A 15,170-nucleotide genomic window follows, 5' to 3' on the forward strand; every position below is an offset into this window, starting at 1 on the left:
TATTACGCATAGCCTGGAACCTCAAAAATCCGCAGCGCTTTCCCCGTTTCGGGATGCGGTACGGTAAAGCTGGTCAAACCAAAGACCGGGTAAAGCCGTTCTGAAACCAACACGCGCTCCGGCACGTCCCAGGCCAGGGCGCGCCCTTGTGATAAAAGCAAAACCCGGTCGGCAAAGGACTCAATCAGGGACAGATCGTGCAGTACCGCAACGACCGTGATCCCCTGGCTTTTCACTAATGCCAGCAGTTCAACCCTGGCATGCGGATCAAGGTGGTTGGTCGGTTCATCCAGCAGCACCAGTTTTGGCGACTGGGCCAGCACCCGCGCCAGCGCCGCCCGCTGTCGCTCGCCCCCGGATAACGCGGAGAGCGAGCGCGTGCGCAGCTTCTGCAATCCCGTATCGTTAATCGCCCGGGTTACGATGCTTTCATGTTCGCGCCGTGACATATCCCGGGCGTGGGGAATACGTCCAAGAGCGACATAATCCTCAAGCGCCAGACGCATATCGGGGGCGTCGTTCTGCGCCAGTACGGCTATCTGCCGGGCCCGCTGCTGCCGGGTTAAGGCGGCGACGGATCGGCCATATAAGCGAACGTCGCCCTCCCGCACCGTCAGTTCATGATCTATCGCGCGCAATAAAGAAGTTTTTCCGCTGCCGTTCGGGCCAATGACCGCCAGACACTCTCCTTTACCGGCACTAAAATGAATGTCGGCGAGAATTTCCCCGCCGCCGGGACGCGGCAACGATGCGATACTGACGCTAAGTACCGGATCATTGGTCGTAACACCCTTTGTCAAACTCTCCTCCATTAGCCGTTCTCCCTCGCTCCTGGGTACGGATTAGTGAAACGCGTTCTCTTGTTCATTTTCACCGCAGAAAATAGATGATAATCATTATCATTTAAAAAGAAAGGTGAATAGTCACAGATTTTATAATGTTTTATTTATTATGTTATAACATAACAATTATAAGCAGTGATTTGCAACTGCTCTTCGGGGCTGGCCAGAGCGAAGTGCCAAAACATTGGGAGTTGTGTTCAACGCGGCGCTGTGGTGTATTGCTGCAGCCTTCAACGGATTTGCACAGGAAATGTCAGGATGAAAACGGTAGAGTTTTTGCTTTATACCCTTAAACCGGGTTCCGGGAACGATTTTCACCGGATAATGAAAGAACAAAGCGCGCCCTGCCACCGTGCCGCCGGCATGGATATCGTCTCCTTCGGTAATTCAGTTGATGATAACGACGCTTATTATCTGATACGGGCCTATGACGACCTGGCGCATTTAAACGCTTCCCAGGCGCGCTTTTATAGTAGCCCCGCCTGGCGCGAAGGCCCGCGACAGGCCATTATTGATAGGATCAGCGTCAGCGTAAAAACGGTGATGGTGCTGAGCGACAGCGCGATTGATGGACTGCGAAACGGCTGACCTCCAGGGTCGCTGGCGTGGCCCAACAAAAAACGCGGTCTCTTTTGCTGTCGCAGATATTCTGGGACCTGGGCAAAATGCGGCTGCCGTGCCTGCCCCCGCCGCCACCATTAGTTCTGATTCATCGACTCAAGAAAACCCTGCGGCGTATTGTCACCCAGTTTCTTTTGCGCCCGCCCCTGGTTCCACAGCGTACACAGCCGCTGCAGCGTGGCGTCAGGCTCATCCAGCGCCGGGATAATATCGGCTAATCGTTCGCTAAGCTGTACCGCCCCGCGCTCCTCCATCATCACCGTTACGCATGACAAATCCGCGCGTATCGGCTCGAAGCCCTTATGAGCATAAGTCTCAAGACATTGTATCTGCGCCGGACAGGCGTTCAGCGCCTCGGTGAGCCAGCTATCCACCAGCGCGGGAGAGATCCCGCTATAGATGCGGCCAAAGCACCAGCCGCTAATCGGCTCCTGCGCCCACAGCAGATGATGTTCACCACCATCATCCATCGACAGCGCCAGTTGGCGGTAGTGCAGCGTCAGGGTATCAGCGCGCATCCCTGCCTTTAACGCTTTCTTTCCCTGCGGCGCAGCGTTTTTCCGCCCTTCATGGGCCGGGCGTAGATAGCGGTTCAGGGTGGCCCGGGAGATGGCGATGCCCAGCCCCTCATTCACCATAAACAGCAGCTCATCCAGCGGCGCGCGCAGCGCATCGCGCAGGGCGTTTATCAGGATCTCCTGCTCTTGTCTCAATACCTTGTGTATCAAATGCGGCGTAGTGTGGTTATCGGAAATCTGGCTGCGGTTGCGCCAGCGGCGTACCGTAGTAATGGAAATCCCCAGTTCCTGCGCCAGTTCACGGTCGCTTTTGGTCGACTCCTGGAGATATTTTCGCGTTCTGGGGGTGGTGGTAGCATTAGCGTGCAGCTTAATTTCCATACGATCCTCTAAAGAAAATATAACCAATCATATGAGATATATATTATTGCAGAGAATACAATGTGAACCGCTTCACCTTTCAGCCCACCACTTTCTCGCATAATCCGCCATAGATAGCACACACAGCCCCTGTCGATCTTGTACGGAGTTCACAATGAACAATGTTCTGGGATTTCTTGAAGCCAAACTGATGCCGCTGGCGGCGAAAACCGCTCAGCAGCGTCACCTCGGCGCTATTCGCGGCGCCTATGTTTCATTCATGCCTTTTATTATTGTCGGTTCCATTCTGCTGGTGATCTCGTCGTTCCCCAACCAGAGCTATCAGCAGTTTATGGCCAGCACCTTCGGCGCCAGCTGGAGCGCGATTATCGAAATTCCGTTCAACGCGGTATTTTCCACGATGTCGCTGTTTATCAGCTTCCTGGTGGCCTATCGTCTTGCGGAGCACTACGGCGATGACCGCATCTCCTGCGGAATCCTTTCGCTGGTGGGGTTTCTGATCCTCACGCCGTTCATTAAGGTCGCTGAAAACGGCGGCATCACGGTGATCCCCGTGGAATGGATCGGCACTAAAGGATTATTCGTCGCCATGATCGGTTCGCTACTGTGGACCGAACTGTTCTGCTGGCTTAAGCGCAAGAAGCTGGTGATTAAGATGCCGGACGGGGTGCCGCCCGCGGTGCAGGAGTCGTTCGCCGCGCTAATCCCGGCGCTGCTGGTAATGATTCTGATCCTGGCGATTCGTATCGGGTTTGAGCACACCCACTACGCCACCATCCACCAGTTTATTTATGAAGTCGTCGCCTCGCCGGTACGCCATTACGGTACCTCCTACTTCGGCGCGCTGATGACCGTTTTCAGCATTACCATTCTATGGTCGGTTGGCATCAACTCCGGTTCGATGATTAACGGCATTATTCGTCCGCTGTGGATGGAAAATCAGACCGATAACATCGCGGCTATTCAGGCTGGCGTCACTCCGCCGCACATTATTACCGAGCAGTTCTTCGATATGATCTGGATGGGCGGCGCGGGCGCGACCCTGTCGCTGGTGATCGCGATGCTGATTTTCGCCCGCAGCAAAAATATGCGCGAGGTCGCCCGCCTCGGCGCTGGCGCTTCTATCTTTAATATCAACGAACCGATCCTCTTCGGCCTGCCGGTGATCATGAACCCGATCATGCTGATCCCGTTTAATCTCGTGCCGCTGGTGCTGGTGACGGTACAGTACGCGGCGATGAAAATTGGCGCGGTGGCCGTCACCACCGGGGTCTTTATTCCCTGGACGCTGCCGCCGGTGATCAGCGGGTTTATCGTCACCGGGCATCTTAGCGGTAGCGTGATGCAGATCCTCAATTTGCTGATTGGCGCCATGCTGTACCTGCCCTTCATGCGTATCGTCGATAAGCAGTATCGCGCGGCAGAAATCACCGCCCGAGCCGAAACGGACAACACGCTTGCTAAACAGGAGTAAAACAATGTGGGGAATGATTGCCACCTGGCGAATGGCGCTGGAAGGCGTAACCGAAGCCGCGACGGCGCTGGCCTCTGGCGCTGATACCGCCAGCGCCGTGGTCAATGCGGTGGCGGCGGTAGAAGATTTTCCGCTGTACAAATCGGTAGGCTACGGTGGTTTGCCAACGGAAAACGGCGAGGTCGAACTGGATGCGGCCTTTATGCATGGCGATACCCTGGCTTTCGGGGCAGTCGGCAACCTGGTGGATATCGCCAACCCGGTGAAAGTCGCCCACGCCCTCAGCCGCCAGCGCTATAACAGCCTGCTGGTTGGCCAGGGCGCCCGTGAGTGGGCCATAAGCCAGGGCTTCGCCACCAAATCGATGCTGACCGAGCGGGCCATGCAGCACTACCGCAAACGCTGCCGCGAAACGCTGGATAAAGGCCTCAGCCCCTACGACGGCCACGATACAGTGGGTATTATCGGTCTCGACAAACAGGGCTCCATGAGCGTCGCCACCTCCACCAGCGGCCTGTTTATGAAAAAGCGCGGGCGGCTGGGCGATTCGCCGATTATCGGCTCAGGCTTCTACTGCGATAGCGAGACCGGCGCCGCCACGGCTACCGGCGTCGGTGAAGATCTGATGAAAGGCTGCGCCAGCTACGAAATCGTCCGGCGCATGGCCCAGGGGATGACGCCACAGCAGGCGGCGGACTCAGTGGTCTGCGAGCTGGAAGACAAACTGATGTCACGCTTTGGCCGCGCGGGCGATCTTTCGGTGGTGTGCATGAATCGCCGCGGCGAATTCGGCGCCGCCACCAATATCAAAACCTTCTCCTTTGTCGTCGCCAGCGCGACCCAGCCGCTCACCGTATTTTGCGCCGAGCGCGTACAGGAGAAAACCCACTACCGTCCGGTGGACGACGAATGGATGCAGGCCTACGCCGCACGCATTCGCGCCCCCATCGAGGAGTAAGCCATGCTGGATTACCGTTTTATCAACCGACTGGATAGCGCCAGCCATGGCGCGCATCTGGTGACCTGGCCCGGCAGTACGCTGTTAACCCTGGCCCCCCTTAATTCAAGCTCCCTGCTCGCGGAAATGGTGGAACTGGCCGCCCGCGGCGAGGTGGCGGATACCCGCTTCGGCTGTTCCCCCTTCGCCCGTATCACCCTTATTCCGCGACCGCTGTGGCAGGATACGCTGAACGATGGCCTGGGCGAGGCGCTGCGGCCGCTATGCAAAAAGCCGGTGAGCGAAGCGCTTATCCTCGACTGTTCGCTGGAACAGAGCAGTGGCGCGTTAACCAAAGCGCTGCGCGAACTGTTTAACCTCGACTGGCAGCTTGATGATATAGGCCTGCATCAGGTGAAAGCCGTCAGGCCACGCCTTCGCCAGCTCGCCCTCTACGCCCTGCCCGAACAGCGGCCGGCGCTGGAAACCCTCGTGCGTCAACAACAGGCGATCGCGCACGGCATGATTGCCGCACGACGACTGGCAGATCTGCCTTCAGAACAGTGTACCCCGCAGTACGTAGTGGAAGAGGCCCGGCGTCTGTGCGCTGATATTCCTGCTCTGCGCTGCGAAGTTCTGGATGAAAAAGCGATTGTTGATCAGGGTCTTGGCCTGCTGCACGCGGTGGGGAAAGGGTCCACGCGTCCGCCGCGCCTGCTGGCGATACATTATGATGGCGGCGGCGATGACCCAGTTCGCTGCTACGTCGGTAAAGGCGTCACCTTTGATACCGGCGGACTGTGGCTGAAGGAAGGCGCCGGGATGTACACCATGAAGTACGATATGTGCGGCGCAGCCAACGTCCTCGGCCTGATGCTGAGCATTGCCGAACTGGGGCTACCGGTGCGGGCGATGGGCGTTCTCGCGCTGGCGGAAAACGCGATTGGTCCCGACGCCATGCAGCCGGGCAGCGTCGCCCGGGCCTGCAACGGTCTGACGGTAGAGATCAATAATACCGACGCCGAAGGTCGGCTGGTGCTTTCCGACGCCATTGCCTGGGCCAGCCAGCGGCATCCGCAGGCGCGCTATATTATCGACATGGCAACCCTGACCGGCGCGGTGGTTAAAGCGCTGGGTTACGAGTTAAGCGGTTTGATGACGCAAAACGAAACGCTACGGGCGGCATTGACTCAGGCAGGGATAAAGAGCGGAGATGAAGTCTGGTCGCTGCCGCTGGATAGCAGGCTGAAGAAACAGACTGAAAGCGCCATCGCCGACCTGTGCAATACGCCGGGCAATAATGCGGCGATCAGCGCTTCCGCCGCCTGGCTTTTACAGCATTTCTGCCCGCCGGAAATCCCCTGGGCCCATCTCGACGTCAGCGGCACGGCGCTGTGGCGCGAAAGCGGTAAAAGCGTCGCTTCCGGCCGGCCGATTCCGCTGCTGATTCAGCATCTGCTCGATGATATTGAAGAGAGTTAACACCCTCCCCGGAGGCGATGCTGCGCATCTGTCCGGGCTACGGGTTACCAGCAATCTGCAACCCTGTAGCCCGGCTAAGCGCAGCGCAAGCCGGGAAGAGGCCGCAGTAATGCCACGTCACAGCATATTCCCCGGAGGCGGTGCTCGCGCACCTGTCCGGGCTACAAAATCAGCAGGATCCGTAACCCGGAAAATGTCCTACTCCTCGCTGACTACCGGTAACCCGGAAAATATCCTACTCCTCGCTGACTACCGGTTTGACTCTTACCGCAAACAGCACAATCACCATGGCGCTGACCAGCAGCACGCCGCTGCCGACAAAAACGCCGCTCGCGCCGTTGAGATCGAACACCGCCCCGCCGCCTGCCGCACCGGCGCTAATCGCCAGCTGAATAGACGCCACCAGCAGACCGCCGGCGCTTTCAGCTTCATCCGGCACCGTGGTGGCAAGCCAGGTCGACCAGCCCACCGGCACCAGGCCAAAAGCAAAGCCCCACATCGCCACCAGCAGACCATCCAGCAGCGCCACGTGACCGAACGCCACCATCATCAGCGCCAGCACGCTCATTGCCAGCGGCACCAGCGCCAGCGTCAGGCGCAGGCTTCGGGCTAACAGATGTCCGGCAATCGACGTTCCGATAAAGTTCGCTACCCCAAAACCGAGCAGGATCAGGGAAACCCCTTCGACGCTGGCCTGAGCCACGGTTTCGAGGAACGGACGCAGATAGGTAAAGAAGGCGAAGTGGCCGCTGAAAATCAGGATGGTCGCGAGCATGCCGCCAATCATTCCGGGACGGCGCAGTACCTTAAACAGCGTAGCGAAGCTGCCGGCGCTCTCCGGGCGCATGGAGGGCAGAACCCACAGTTGCCAGAGCAGCGCAACCACGCTCGGCAGCGCACAGATAAGAAATACGTTGCGCCAGCCGATCAGCGCGCCGAAATAGCTACCCAGCGGCGCGGCAACCACCGTCGCAATTGAAACGGCGGAAAAAATAATCGCCAGCGCTTTCGGCACCATCGCCGCCGGGACCAGGCGCATGGTGGTCGCGGTCGACATCGACCAGAAGCCGCCGATGGCGATTCCCAGCAGCAGACGCCCCAGCAGCAAAAACTCCAGCGAACCGGCGAAGGCCACCATCATGCTGGAGATAATTTGCAAAACCGAGAAGAACATCAGCACCCAGCGGCGGTCAATATTTCGCGTCGCGGTAGTGATCAGTAGCCCGGTCACTAACGCCACCAGCGCCGTCGCGGTCACCGCCTGCCCCGCCATACCTTCGCTAACGCCCAGGCTTGCCGCCATCGGCGTTAACAAACTGGCAGGAAGAAACTCGGCGACAATCAGGCCAAACACCCCCAGCGCCAGCGCATAGACGGCGCGCCACGCGGGCCTGGCGTTAGCCTGGCTCTCTTCAGCTGCAATGCAGGAACTCATAAACATCTCTCCAGAACAATTAACATTTCGTTAAGGTTAAGCGCTTCTGTTCGGACGATCTATGATGCATACTCCTTGATTATTGATAATTCGTCCGGGAATGATGTTATGACTCAGCACGCCCTCGATCTCACCAGCGAACTCCTGCGCGGCATGCGCCTGTCCGGCGTCAACTACCGGCGCATCGAAACCTCCCGCCCGTTCGGCGTCGAGTTCGGCTTCGTGCCCGGTAAAGCGCAGTTCCACTTTATCAGCCGGGGGCCGGTACTGCTGCGTATGGTCAGCGGCCAGCGCCTGATGCTGCAGAGCGGCGATGCGTTGTTTATTCCCAACGGCGATGGTCACGTGCTGCTCTCCGATGACCAGGCGGCGGTGGTGAACGTGTCCAGACTGCCCAGCGAACCGGTCTGCGACTCGGTAAGCTGCGTCAAAAACGCGTGCGACGACGCGAAAAACGACAGCGCCATTATCTTCAGCGCCTGTATGGACTTTGAACTGGGCGGCATGCAGCCGCTGGTCAAAGCGATGCCCGAGGTGATGCTGGTCAGTAGCCTGCTGACCAGCCGCCCGGAGATCCCGCCGATGCTGGCGGCGATGGAACGAGAAAGCCTCACTCGACAGGCAGGCTACGCCGGCATTCTGGCGCGGCTGGCGGATGTGGTCGCCGCGCTAATTGTCCGCGGCTGGGTGGAGTGCGGCTGCGGCAACGCCACCGGCTGGGTGCAGGTGCTGCGCGATCCTAAGCTGGCCAAGGCCATTTACGTGATGCATCAGCAGCCCGGCATTAACTGGAAAGTCGAGGATCTGGCCCGCGAGGCGGGAATCTCGCGTTCGGTATTTGCTGAACGCTTCCTCTCCGCCACCGGCACCACGCCCGCCCGCTATCTGGCCGAGCTGCGTATGCGCCTCGCGGTACAGTACATTTCCCATGAGGGTCAGGCGCTGGAAAAAGTGGCCTTCCGGCTGGGCTACAGTTCGCATGCCGCCTTCAGCCGCGCCTTTAAACGCATTATCGGAAAAGCGCCGGGCGCGCTGCGCGACCCGGCGCGGGAGCAAGAGGCTTAGCGCTGTCCCAGTTCACGGGTCCGTCTGACCGCCGCCAGTACGCTACGCTGAAGCCCGGCGGCAAAATCGCTGTTGTTCAGTTCGTACAGACCGTGGATCCCGACTCCTGCCGGGGAATTATTGATATCCAACAGCTGGCGCGGATGCTTCTGGCTTCGGCGCAGCATCTCGACCGCGCCGAGCAGATTTTCCAGCACCGCCTCCGTTGCCTGGGGTCGCGACAGCCCCGCCAGCACGCCGGCGTCGGTAAAGGACTCGATAAAATAGTAGATATAGTTGGGGCCCGCGACGGCAAAACCGGTAAAGATATCGATCAGCCGTTCAGGCAGATACAGTACCTTACCGAAGCCGCACAGAAACGGTTCGATTTCCGCCGCGCTGGCGTGCGCGTTTAAGGTCACGCCGCTATAGCCAAATCCGGTATCGGTCAGGGTATTGGGGATCACCCTGGCAATCGGCGTGGCCTCGCCAAACAGGGAGGCCAGCTTTTGCAGGGTCACTCCCGCAATCAGAGAGACCACCGTCGTCGAGCCGTTAAGCTGCGCGCGTACGCGGCTCGCCACCGCCGCCAGATCGTCCTGCGGGCGGATCCCCAGCACCAGCAAAGAAGCCTCGCTCGCGTCCCCGTTGCCCGACAACCGATAATGGGTATACAGATGCTCGACGCGCGCGCTGTCGATATCCTCCAGCGAGATCGCGTCCGCATGCAGCGCGCCGTTGCTTAATGACGCGCGAATAATTGCCTCCGCCATCTGTCCGGCGCCGATAAAATGGACCTTTGCCATGGTTCCTGCTCCTTATTCAAAGAGATATTCGCCGTTGCCAACGCGAAAGCGCCGGCCTTTCAGCGCCGGGTCGGCAACGCGAAACACCAGTTCAGTCAGCTGGTTCGCCGCGCCATGGCGGAAGATAAACTCACGGCCGCCCACCTCCAGTCCGAGTTCGCCATGCGGGGAAAAACCAAACAGCCGCTGCCAACGGTCGCGTACCGTCCGGGGGTTGTGAACCGCAAAAACCGCGCGCTGCAGCTCTATCTCCCCCAGCGGATGCGGCGCAGCGAGACCCTGGGCCTGCAGGCGGCTCAACCGGACGTCATCCTCTTCCCCCCATTGCAGAACGAACGGATAGACCAGGCCCTCAAAGTCGCCGTCAATGGTGAAGATCCGCCAGCTGATAACGTTGCCCTGCGGATCGTTGCGCTGGCCATCGACGATCGGCGAAACCCGCAGTCCCTGTTGATGTAGCTCCGCATGCGTGCGCGCAATATCGTCGCTACGCAGCGCCACCCGATACAGCGCTTCATTTTCCGGCAGCAGCCGTGAGGCATCCCGGGAGAGTAAAAACGTCTCTGCGGCGCAAAGCAGCTCTGCGCCATCGGCAATCGCCAGAAATTCGATATAGGTCAGGCCGAAATAGCTCAGCGCATTCCGGGTCCCCCAGCCTGGATGGCGCCCACCGGCCACCGCTTTGAGCTTTTGTCCGCTCAGCGCCTCTATCGCCGCTTCAGGCTGATTAACGAACTGGACCGCGTGGTCCCACGTTAAGGTTGTCATTCTCCCTCCCGCTCCTCTGCCTGATAAAAACGCAGCCGACAGGCGGCATCACCGCGGGCCAGCGCGGTCTGCACCTCTAAATGCAGCCCCGAAAACGCATCGGTTAATGCATGATCGCCTTCCATGCAGATATCGCACAGCATCGCAATTTCGCTGGCGCCTCGCCCCTGCTGCTGCCAGCAGTTGACATAAGGACAGTAGTGAAACAGCACGATAAACTCGGCCCGGCCGATGCTGACGGGTTCCATCTCATAAACCTGAGATTCCAGACCGCGGGTAAACAGCCCGGCAAACTCCTGCAAATCCCGTTCATTCTCCATTTGTGCGCGGATCTTATGCCCGAGATCGCGGCCATAATGGCGTATTGCCTCGCGAGCAAAATCATCGGCGATCTGGCGCTGTCGGCTTTCGTCCAACAGATAACCGATTGTTGCCGCGCGTTTTTCAGTAATGGCGCGCAGCGCCAGGGTCACCTCATCGTTTAAGGTGGCGGCGTTATGCGCCGGTTCCGAACTTATTGGCGTCATGCGCTTATTCCCAGTCGGTATTCACTTTCACATCGCTGGCGCCCGGCAGGGCGTACACATCTTCGGCGTACCATTTCCGCGAGAGCTCAGCGAGCGTGCCGTCCTTTTTCAGGGCAACCAGCTGCGCGTCAATCGCTTTGATCAGCTGCGGGTCGGTATTCTTTTTATACAAATAGACGTTAGGAAACAGGCCGACGGAATCCGAAGCTTTCAGATTAAGATTTAGCGCCTTATTTAGCGCCAGCAGCGCGCCGATGGGATAAATCGCCGCATCGTATTCTCCGGAGGCCACGGCTTTGAAAATATCGGCGGCGGACTGTTCGCCGTTGGGCTGGAGGTTAATTTGTTGGCCCGGATGTTTTTTATTGTAGTTTTCAATCACCGTATACCGGGCGTCGGAGGTGTGGATCGGCACTAGCTTTTTCTTACCGCTGGCGAGATCGCCAAGGTTATGAATATCGCTCTCATCGTTACGCACGATCAGACGCAAATCGCTGATCCCGGTCGGTTCGCCGGAGTGGTCATATTTTTCTGCCCGCTCTTTGGTGAGATAAAAGTGATCCGCCGCGAGGGTATAAGCGCCGGTTGATAGGCCGACGATCATCGCGTCGCGCGAGACCGCATTAAAATGAAACGTATAGTCGGTTAACCGCTGGTCCAGCACCTTTAACAGGTCACCATCGTAACCGGTAATATTGTTGTTATCGTCAACAAAGCTAAAGGGAAAACCGTTAGCATTGACGACCACCTCAACCGTTTTGGCATTTGCGCTTTTCTCAACCGCCTGCGCGCCGTTAATTCCCATTGCTAACGCGAGCGAACTCACCAGTAATATGTTATTTTTCAAAATACTTTCCCCAAAATGATAACCGTGGACCACTCTTTTGTCCGTTTCCTTGCCAGCGGGCGCTCAGAAACGTTTCTGCACTGCGCAATGCTCTGGCAATCGCCAGGCACAGCAGGATATAAATCACCAGCACGACGCAATAGGCTTCGACAAAATGAAACCCGCGCGCGGCGGCGATATTGGCTTTCGCCATCAGATCAATAACGGTGATGGTGTAAACCAGCGAGGTGTCTTTAATCAGATCGATCAGCACGCTGGTAAAGTTCGGCAGCGCGGATACCGCCGCCTGCGGCAAAATAATGCGTCGGAACTGCGTGAACCCGCTTAGCCCAATTGACCATGCGGCCTCCCGCTGCCCTTTATCAACCGCGTTCCACCCGGCGCGAAAGGTTTCAGCGAAATAAGCGCTGAAAATCAACGATAGCGCGGTGACCGCCGCCGCCAGCGGCGAGAGTTTATAGCCGAACATAGTGTCCTGCGGGCCGCCAAACAGCCCGATGGCCACCCACGGCCAGACGTAAAAGAAGAAATACAGCATCACCAGCACCGGGACCGAACGGCCAAAGGAGAGGAATACCTTCGCCACAACCTGAACGCCCGGAATCTGACGAATAATCGCCCACGCCAGCGCCGCGCCCAGCAGCGTGGAAAACAGCAATGATAATAATGTTATCGCCAGCGTGACCGGCAACGCGCTTAATATAAAAGTAAAATTATCCCGAATGAACGCCAGGCTAAACATGTTTATCTATCACTCCAGCAGGAACTGATATTTCTTTTCAATACGAGTAGTTAAATAGAGAATAAAACTATTCAGCACCCAGTAGACGATAATAACGCTAATAAAGGCCGCTACCTGTTTAGCCCCATAGCTATTTTGCGAAATCTTTTGCGCGCGACCAAAAATATCAACAATGCCAATAATATTGACCAGTGATGTCATTTTCACCAGGTTAATTAAAAGATTACCAAACACCGGGACGGCAATAATGAATCCCTGAGGGAATATGATCCGCCGCAGCCCGGTATGCCAGGGGATATTCAGGCTGGTAATGGCCTCTTTCTGGCCGCTATCCACCGCGCCCCACGCTGAACGCATCATTTCAGCAAAATAAGGGCTAATGCTGACCGAAATAGACAAAACCGCAAAGGTGGTATCGCTAATCAGCAGCGGCGGCAGCGCCAGCGCGGTGAGTATTAATTTGCCGCCGAAGAAAAACAGCAGGATCAGCAGCGCCAGGGGCGCGCCGCGCAGAATGTCAGTATAGGCGTTTGCCGCCGCTCTGAACGGTTTAAAGCGGCTAAATTGCAGCAACACGATCGGCAGCGCGATCGTCAAACCAAGGAGCAGCGACGCCAGCGCTATCCCGAGGGTCACGGGTAGGTTTTCCAGCAGCTTCGGCAATATCCCGGCAATATCCTGCCAGCTAAACAGCGGGTGATTGTTCATCTTCAGCCTCAGGCGTGATAGTGCAGTTGCGCAAGGAAGGCCCGGGTGCGGCCCTGCTGGGCTGCGCCAAATATCTGTTCCGCCGGGCCCTGTTCGACAATCTCGCCGTTTTCCATAAATACCACCCGGGAAGCGACCTGGCGGGCGAACGCCATTTCGTGGGTGACGATGATCATTGTCTGGCCCGCGGCGGCAATGGTCTGAATAAGCTCAAGCACCTCACCCACTTTTTCAGGATCCAGCGCCGAGGTCGGCTCATCCAGCAGCAGCACGGCGGGGCTCATCGCCAGCGCGCGCGCAATTCCGATACGCTGCTTTTGGCCGCCGGAAAGACTGTGGGGATAGTGGTCTTTTTTATGCAGCAAACCCACCTGCTTTAAAAGCCGCTCAGCAATATTGAGCGCCTCCTGACGCGGACGTTTTTTAGCGTAAATCAATCCTTCGGTAATATTTTGCGCTGCGGTGAGATTGTGAAACAGATTCCATGACTGAAAAACCATGGCGGTTTTACCGCGTAGCTTTTCAATTTCTTTTTTCCCCGCCGTTGCGCAATCCAGCGCCACATCATCTATTTTTATTTGCCCGCTATCGGCGGGCTCTAAGAAATTAAGCGTACGCAATAACGTGGTTTTTCCTGAGCCGCTGGGGCCAATAATGCAAATAATCTCACCGGAATTAACGCTAAGCGATACCTCTTTTAGTACTCTTTCCCCGGAGAAACTTTTACTGATCTTATTGAGAGTCATCATAATGAGATAGTCGTGAATGATTTAAAAACCGCTTATCGGCGTTGATTGCTGTGTAAAAACTATATTGCCGGGGTTCAGACGATAGCAAACAAGAAAATAGTCTATGGAAAGTTAAAAAATAACTTTTTATATATTTGTTATGACAATGAGGCGGGATTGTAATCAGATTTTCTTAGCAAAACAGGATGGCGTAAACCGCCACTAATCCTTCAAATTTACTGAATAATGAGAGCAAATTGTTTCGATTTTCATCATCACCATGTCGGCCTATCATTTATCACATCGGGGCAACAACGCTCCAACACTGATAAAACACTTAAGGAATACGACCATGAAATCCATCAAAACTTTCGTTGCAGTTGCCGCTCTTTCCCTGATCTCTTTCGGCTCTTTTGCCCAAAGCATCAGCGCCAGCGCGTCCACTCTGGACCGCGCAGAAGCCAAAATTGCCGCTCAGGCCGCAGAACAAGGCGCGTCCTACAAAATCACCAGCGCGCAGTTCAATAACCGCGTACATATGACCGCTGAGCTGACGAAATAAACTCACCCGTCATACTTCAAGTTGCATGTGCGTTGGCTTTGTTACTCGGCCTTCGGCCTCGCCCCTCCGGGGCCAGCGCAAGCGCTGTTCAAGGCATGAGTGCCTTGTCCTGCAACCCGAATTATTTAGGGTATATAACAACATTGCCGGGCCGCCGCAAGAAACAGGCGACAGCGACAACACGATGAAATAAGGAACACAACATGAAAAATATCGGCGTAGTCACCGCACTGCTTCTGGCTGCTACACTCTCGTCCGGCGCGATGGCCGCAGAGAATAGCTTTGCTAGCCCGGAGGCAGGTTCAAATATCGATACGTCTGTGCATCAGAATCATATAGATGTCAGCCATGCCTTTGATAAAGAGAGCCTGACCGCAGGCAATCTTCAGTAACACACAGCGCAAGGCGCGCGCGGAATTATCCGCTGCGCGCCTTACTTTTTCTGCCAGTGAGCCCACGGATTATCCGCCGGAGCGTCCTCTTTTGCCGTCTCGGCAGTGGACAGCGAATCGATATACAGCGCTTCCACCTCTTTACGCGCCCACGGCGTGCAGCGTAAAAACTTCAGACTCGATTTAATGCTCGGATCGCTTTTAAAGCAGTTAATGTTGATGCGTTTCGCCAGTTCGGCCCAGCCATATTGCGCGACCAGCGCGTTTAATAGCGCCTCAAGCGTGATGCCGTGCAGAGGATCGTTTGGGTGCTGCATTGCGTCTTTTACCTGAATTAAAAATTTTGCTCACCATAC

18 protein-coding genes are annotated in these 15,170 nt (G+C 56.7%); 7 read left to right on the forward strand and 11 right to left on the reverse strand.

What is annotated here, in order from left to right; genetic code table 11:
• Nucleotides 1-2: 2 nt before the first annotated feature.
• Nucleotides 3-812 (reverse strand): ABC transporter ATP-binding protein, encoded by an 810-nt coding sequence (locus KCG39_RS05600; RefSeq protein WP_004120077.1) that lies wholly within the window; start codon nucleotides 810-812, stop codon nucleotides 3-5.
• 288 nt (nucleotides 813-1,100) lie between these two features.
• Between KCG39_RS05600 and KCG39_RS05605 the strand changes: the two genes are divergently transcribed.
• A complete protein-coding gene (locus KCG39_RS05605) occupies nucleotides 1,101-1,430 on the forward strand; it encodes an NIPSNAP family protein (RefSeq protein ID WP_004120075.1) in 330 nt (109 codons plus the stop codon).
• A gap of 110 nt (nucleotides 1,431-1,540) precedes the next feature.
• Here the strand turns inward: KCG39_RS05605 and KCG39_RS05610 are convergent, their stop codons facing one another.
• Nucleotides 1,541-2,362, reverse strand: a complete 822-nt coding sequence (locus tag KCG39_RS05610) for a hypothetical protein (protein ID WP_004120073.1) — start codon at nucleotides 2,360-2,362, stop codon at nucleotides 1,541-1,543.
• A 154-nt stretch (nucleotides 2,363-2,516) separates the two neighbouring features.
• Here KCG39_RS05610 and celB point away from each other — a divergent pair, with 154 nt between their 5' ends.
• Genes celB through KCG39_RS05625 form a run of 3 tightly spaced genes read left to right on the forward strand, consistent with a single transcriptional unit; the run spans nucleotide 2,517 to nucleotide 6,255 of the window.
• On the forward strand, nucleotides 2,517-3,836 hold the full coding sequence (gene celB, locus KCG39_RS05615) for a PTS cellobiose transporter subunit IIC (protein ID WP_004120071.1): 1,320 nt from the start codon (nucleotides 2,517-2,519) through the stop codon (nucleotides 3,834-3,836).
• A gap of 4 nt (nucleotides 3,837-3,840) precedes the next feature.
• Entirely contained in the window at nucleotides 3,841-4,794 is a 954-nt protein-coding gene (locus tag KCG39_RS05620) for a glycosylasparaginase (RefSeq protein ID WP_004120069.1), read from the forward strand.
• Between the two features lie 3 nt (nucleotides 4,795-4,797).
• Nucleotides 4,798-6,255, forward strand: a complete 1,458-nt coding sequence (locus tag KCG39_RS05625; protein ID WP_142468298.1) for a leucyl aminopeptidase family protein — start codon at nucleotides 4,798-4,800, stop codon at nucleotides 6,253-6,255.
• A gap of 235 nt (nucleotides 6,256-6,490) precedes the next feature.
• On the opposite strand, the gene KCG39_RS05630 is transcribed toward KCG39_RS05625, so the two are convergent.
• Nucleotides 6,491-7,690: an MFS transporter gene (locus KCG39_RS05630; protein WP_004120066.1), complete on the reverse strand. Its 1,200-nt coding sequence runs from the start codon at nucleotides 7,688-7,690 to the stop codon at nucleotides 6,491-6,493.
• A gap of 108 nt (nucleotides 7,691-7,798) precedes the next feature.
• Between KCG39_RS05630 and KCG39_RS05635 the strand changes: the two genes are divergently transcribed.
• Nucleotides 7,799-8,755 carry an AraC family transcriptional regulator gene (locus KCG39_RS05635; RefSeq protein WP_004120065.1) on the forward strand — a complete coding sequence of 319 codons (957 nt, stop codon included), beginning with the start codon at nucleotides 7,799-7,801 and terminating at the stop codon, nucleotides 8,753-8,755.
• On the opposite strand, the gene KCG39_RS05640 is transcribed toward KCG39_RS05635, so the two are convergent.
• The 7 genes from KCG39_RS05640 to KCG39_RS05670 are packed head-to-tail and all read right to left on the reverse strand — an operon-like array spanning nucleotide 8,752 to nucleotide 13,881.
• The gene (locus KCG39_RS05640; protein WP_139530161.1) at nucleotides 8,752-9,540 is read right to left on the reverse strand and encodes a pyrroline-5-carboxylate reductase family protein; all 789 of its coding nucleotides are present in this window, start codon (nucleotides 9,538-9,540) and stop codon (nucleotides 8,752-8,754) included. The genes KCG39_RS05635 and KCG39_RS05640 overlap by 4 nt on opposite strands.
• Before the next feature lie 12 nt (nucleotides 9,541-9,552).
• Nucleotides 9,553-10,308, reverse strand: a complete 756-nt coding sequence (locus KCG39_RS05645; RefSeq protein WP_004120062.1) for a VOC family protein — start codon at nucleotides 10,306-10,308, stop codon at nucleotides 9,553-9,555.
• Nucleotides 10,305-10,835: an L-2-amino-thiazoline-4-carboxylic acid hydrolase gene (locus KCG39_RS05650; protein ID WP_004120060.1), complete on the reverse strand. Its 531-nt coding sequence runs from the start codon at nucleotides 10,833-10,835 to the stop codon at nucleotides 10,305-10,307. The genes KCG39_RS05645 and KCG39_RS05650 overlap by 4 nt, the downstream gene beginning before the upstream one ends.
• Nucleotides 10,836-10,839: 4 nt before the next feature.
• Nucleotides 10,840-11,682 carry a transporter substrate-binding domain-containing protein gene (locus tag KCG39_RS05655; protein WP_032741830.1) on the reverse strand — a complete coding sequence of 281 codons (843 nt, stop codon included), beginning with the start codon at nucleotides 11,680-11,682 and terminating at the stop codon, nucleotides 10,840-10,842.
• The gene (locus KCG39_RS05660) at nucleotides 11,672-12,424 is read right to left on the reverse strand and encodes an amino acid ABC transporter permease (protein ID WP_142468299.1); all 753 of its coding nucleotides are present in this window, start codon (nucleotides 12,422-12,424) and stop codon (nucleotides 11,672-11,674) included. Before KCG39_RS05660 ends, KCG39_RS05655 begins: the two co-directional genes overlap by 11 nt.
• Nucleotides 12,425-12,433: 9 nt before the next feature.
• Nucleotides 12,434-13,132: an amino acid ABC transporter permease gene (locus KCG39_RS05665; RefSeq protein WP_049115626.1), complete on the reverse strand. Its 699-nt coding sequence runs from the start codon at nucleotides 13,130-13,132 to the stop codon at nucleotides 12,434-12,436.
• A gap of 8 nt (nucleotides 13,133-13,140) precedes the next feature.
• Complete coding sequence (locus KCG39_RS05670; RefSeq protein WP_112164952.1) at nucleotides 13,141-13,881, reverse strand: amino acid ABC transporter ATP-binding protein; 741 nt, start codon at nucleotides 13,879-13,881, stop codon at nucleotides 13,141-13,143.
• 331 nt (nucleotides 13,882-14,212) lie between these two features.
• Here KCG39_RS05670 and KCG39_RS05675 point away from each other — a divergent pair, with 331 nt between their 5' ends.
• Together KCG39_RS05675 and KCG39_RS05680 are read left to right on the forward strand one after the other, a co-directional pair.
• Nucleotides 14,213-14,422, forward strand: a complete 210-nt coding sequence (locus tag KCG39_RS05675; protein ID WP_004120044.1) for a YdgH/BhsA/McbA-like domain containing protein — start codon at nucleotides 14,213-14,215, stop codon at nucleotides 14,420-14,422.
• 203 nt (nucleotides 14,423-14,625) lie between these two features.
• Nucleotides 14,626-14,814 (forward strand): hypothetical protein, encoded by a 189-nt coding sequence (locus KCG39_RS05680; protein WP_004120040.1) that lies wholly within the window; start codon nucleotides 14,626-14,628, stop codon nucleotides 14,812-14,814.
• A 41-nt stretch (nucleotides 14,815-14,855) separates the two neighbouring features.
• Here KCG39_RS05680 and KCG39_RS05685 read toward each other — a convergent pair whose 3' ends face one another.
• Nucleotides 14,856-15,131 carry a VF530 family protein gene (locus KCG39_RS05685; RefSeq protein WP_142468300.1) on the reverse strand — a complete coding sequence of 92 codons (276 nt, stop codon included), beginning with the start codon at nucleotides 15,129-15,131 and terminating at the stop codon, nucleotides 14,856-14,858.
• Nucleotides 15,132-15,170: the final 39 nt, after the last annotated feature.

Source organism: Klebsiella pasteurii (genome assembly GCF_018139045.1).
In the GTDB taxonomy this organism is placed as follows: Bacteria; Pseudomonadota; Gammaproteobacteria; order Enterobacterales; family Enterobacteriaceae; genus Klebsiella; species Klebsiella grimontii.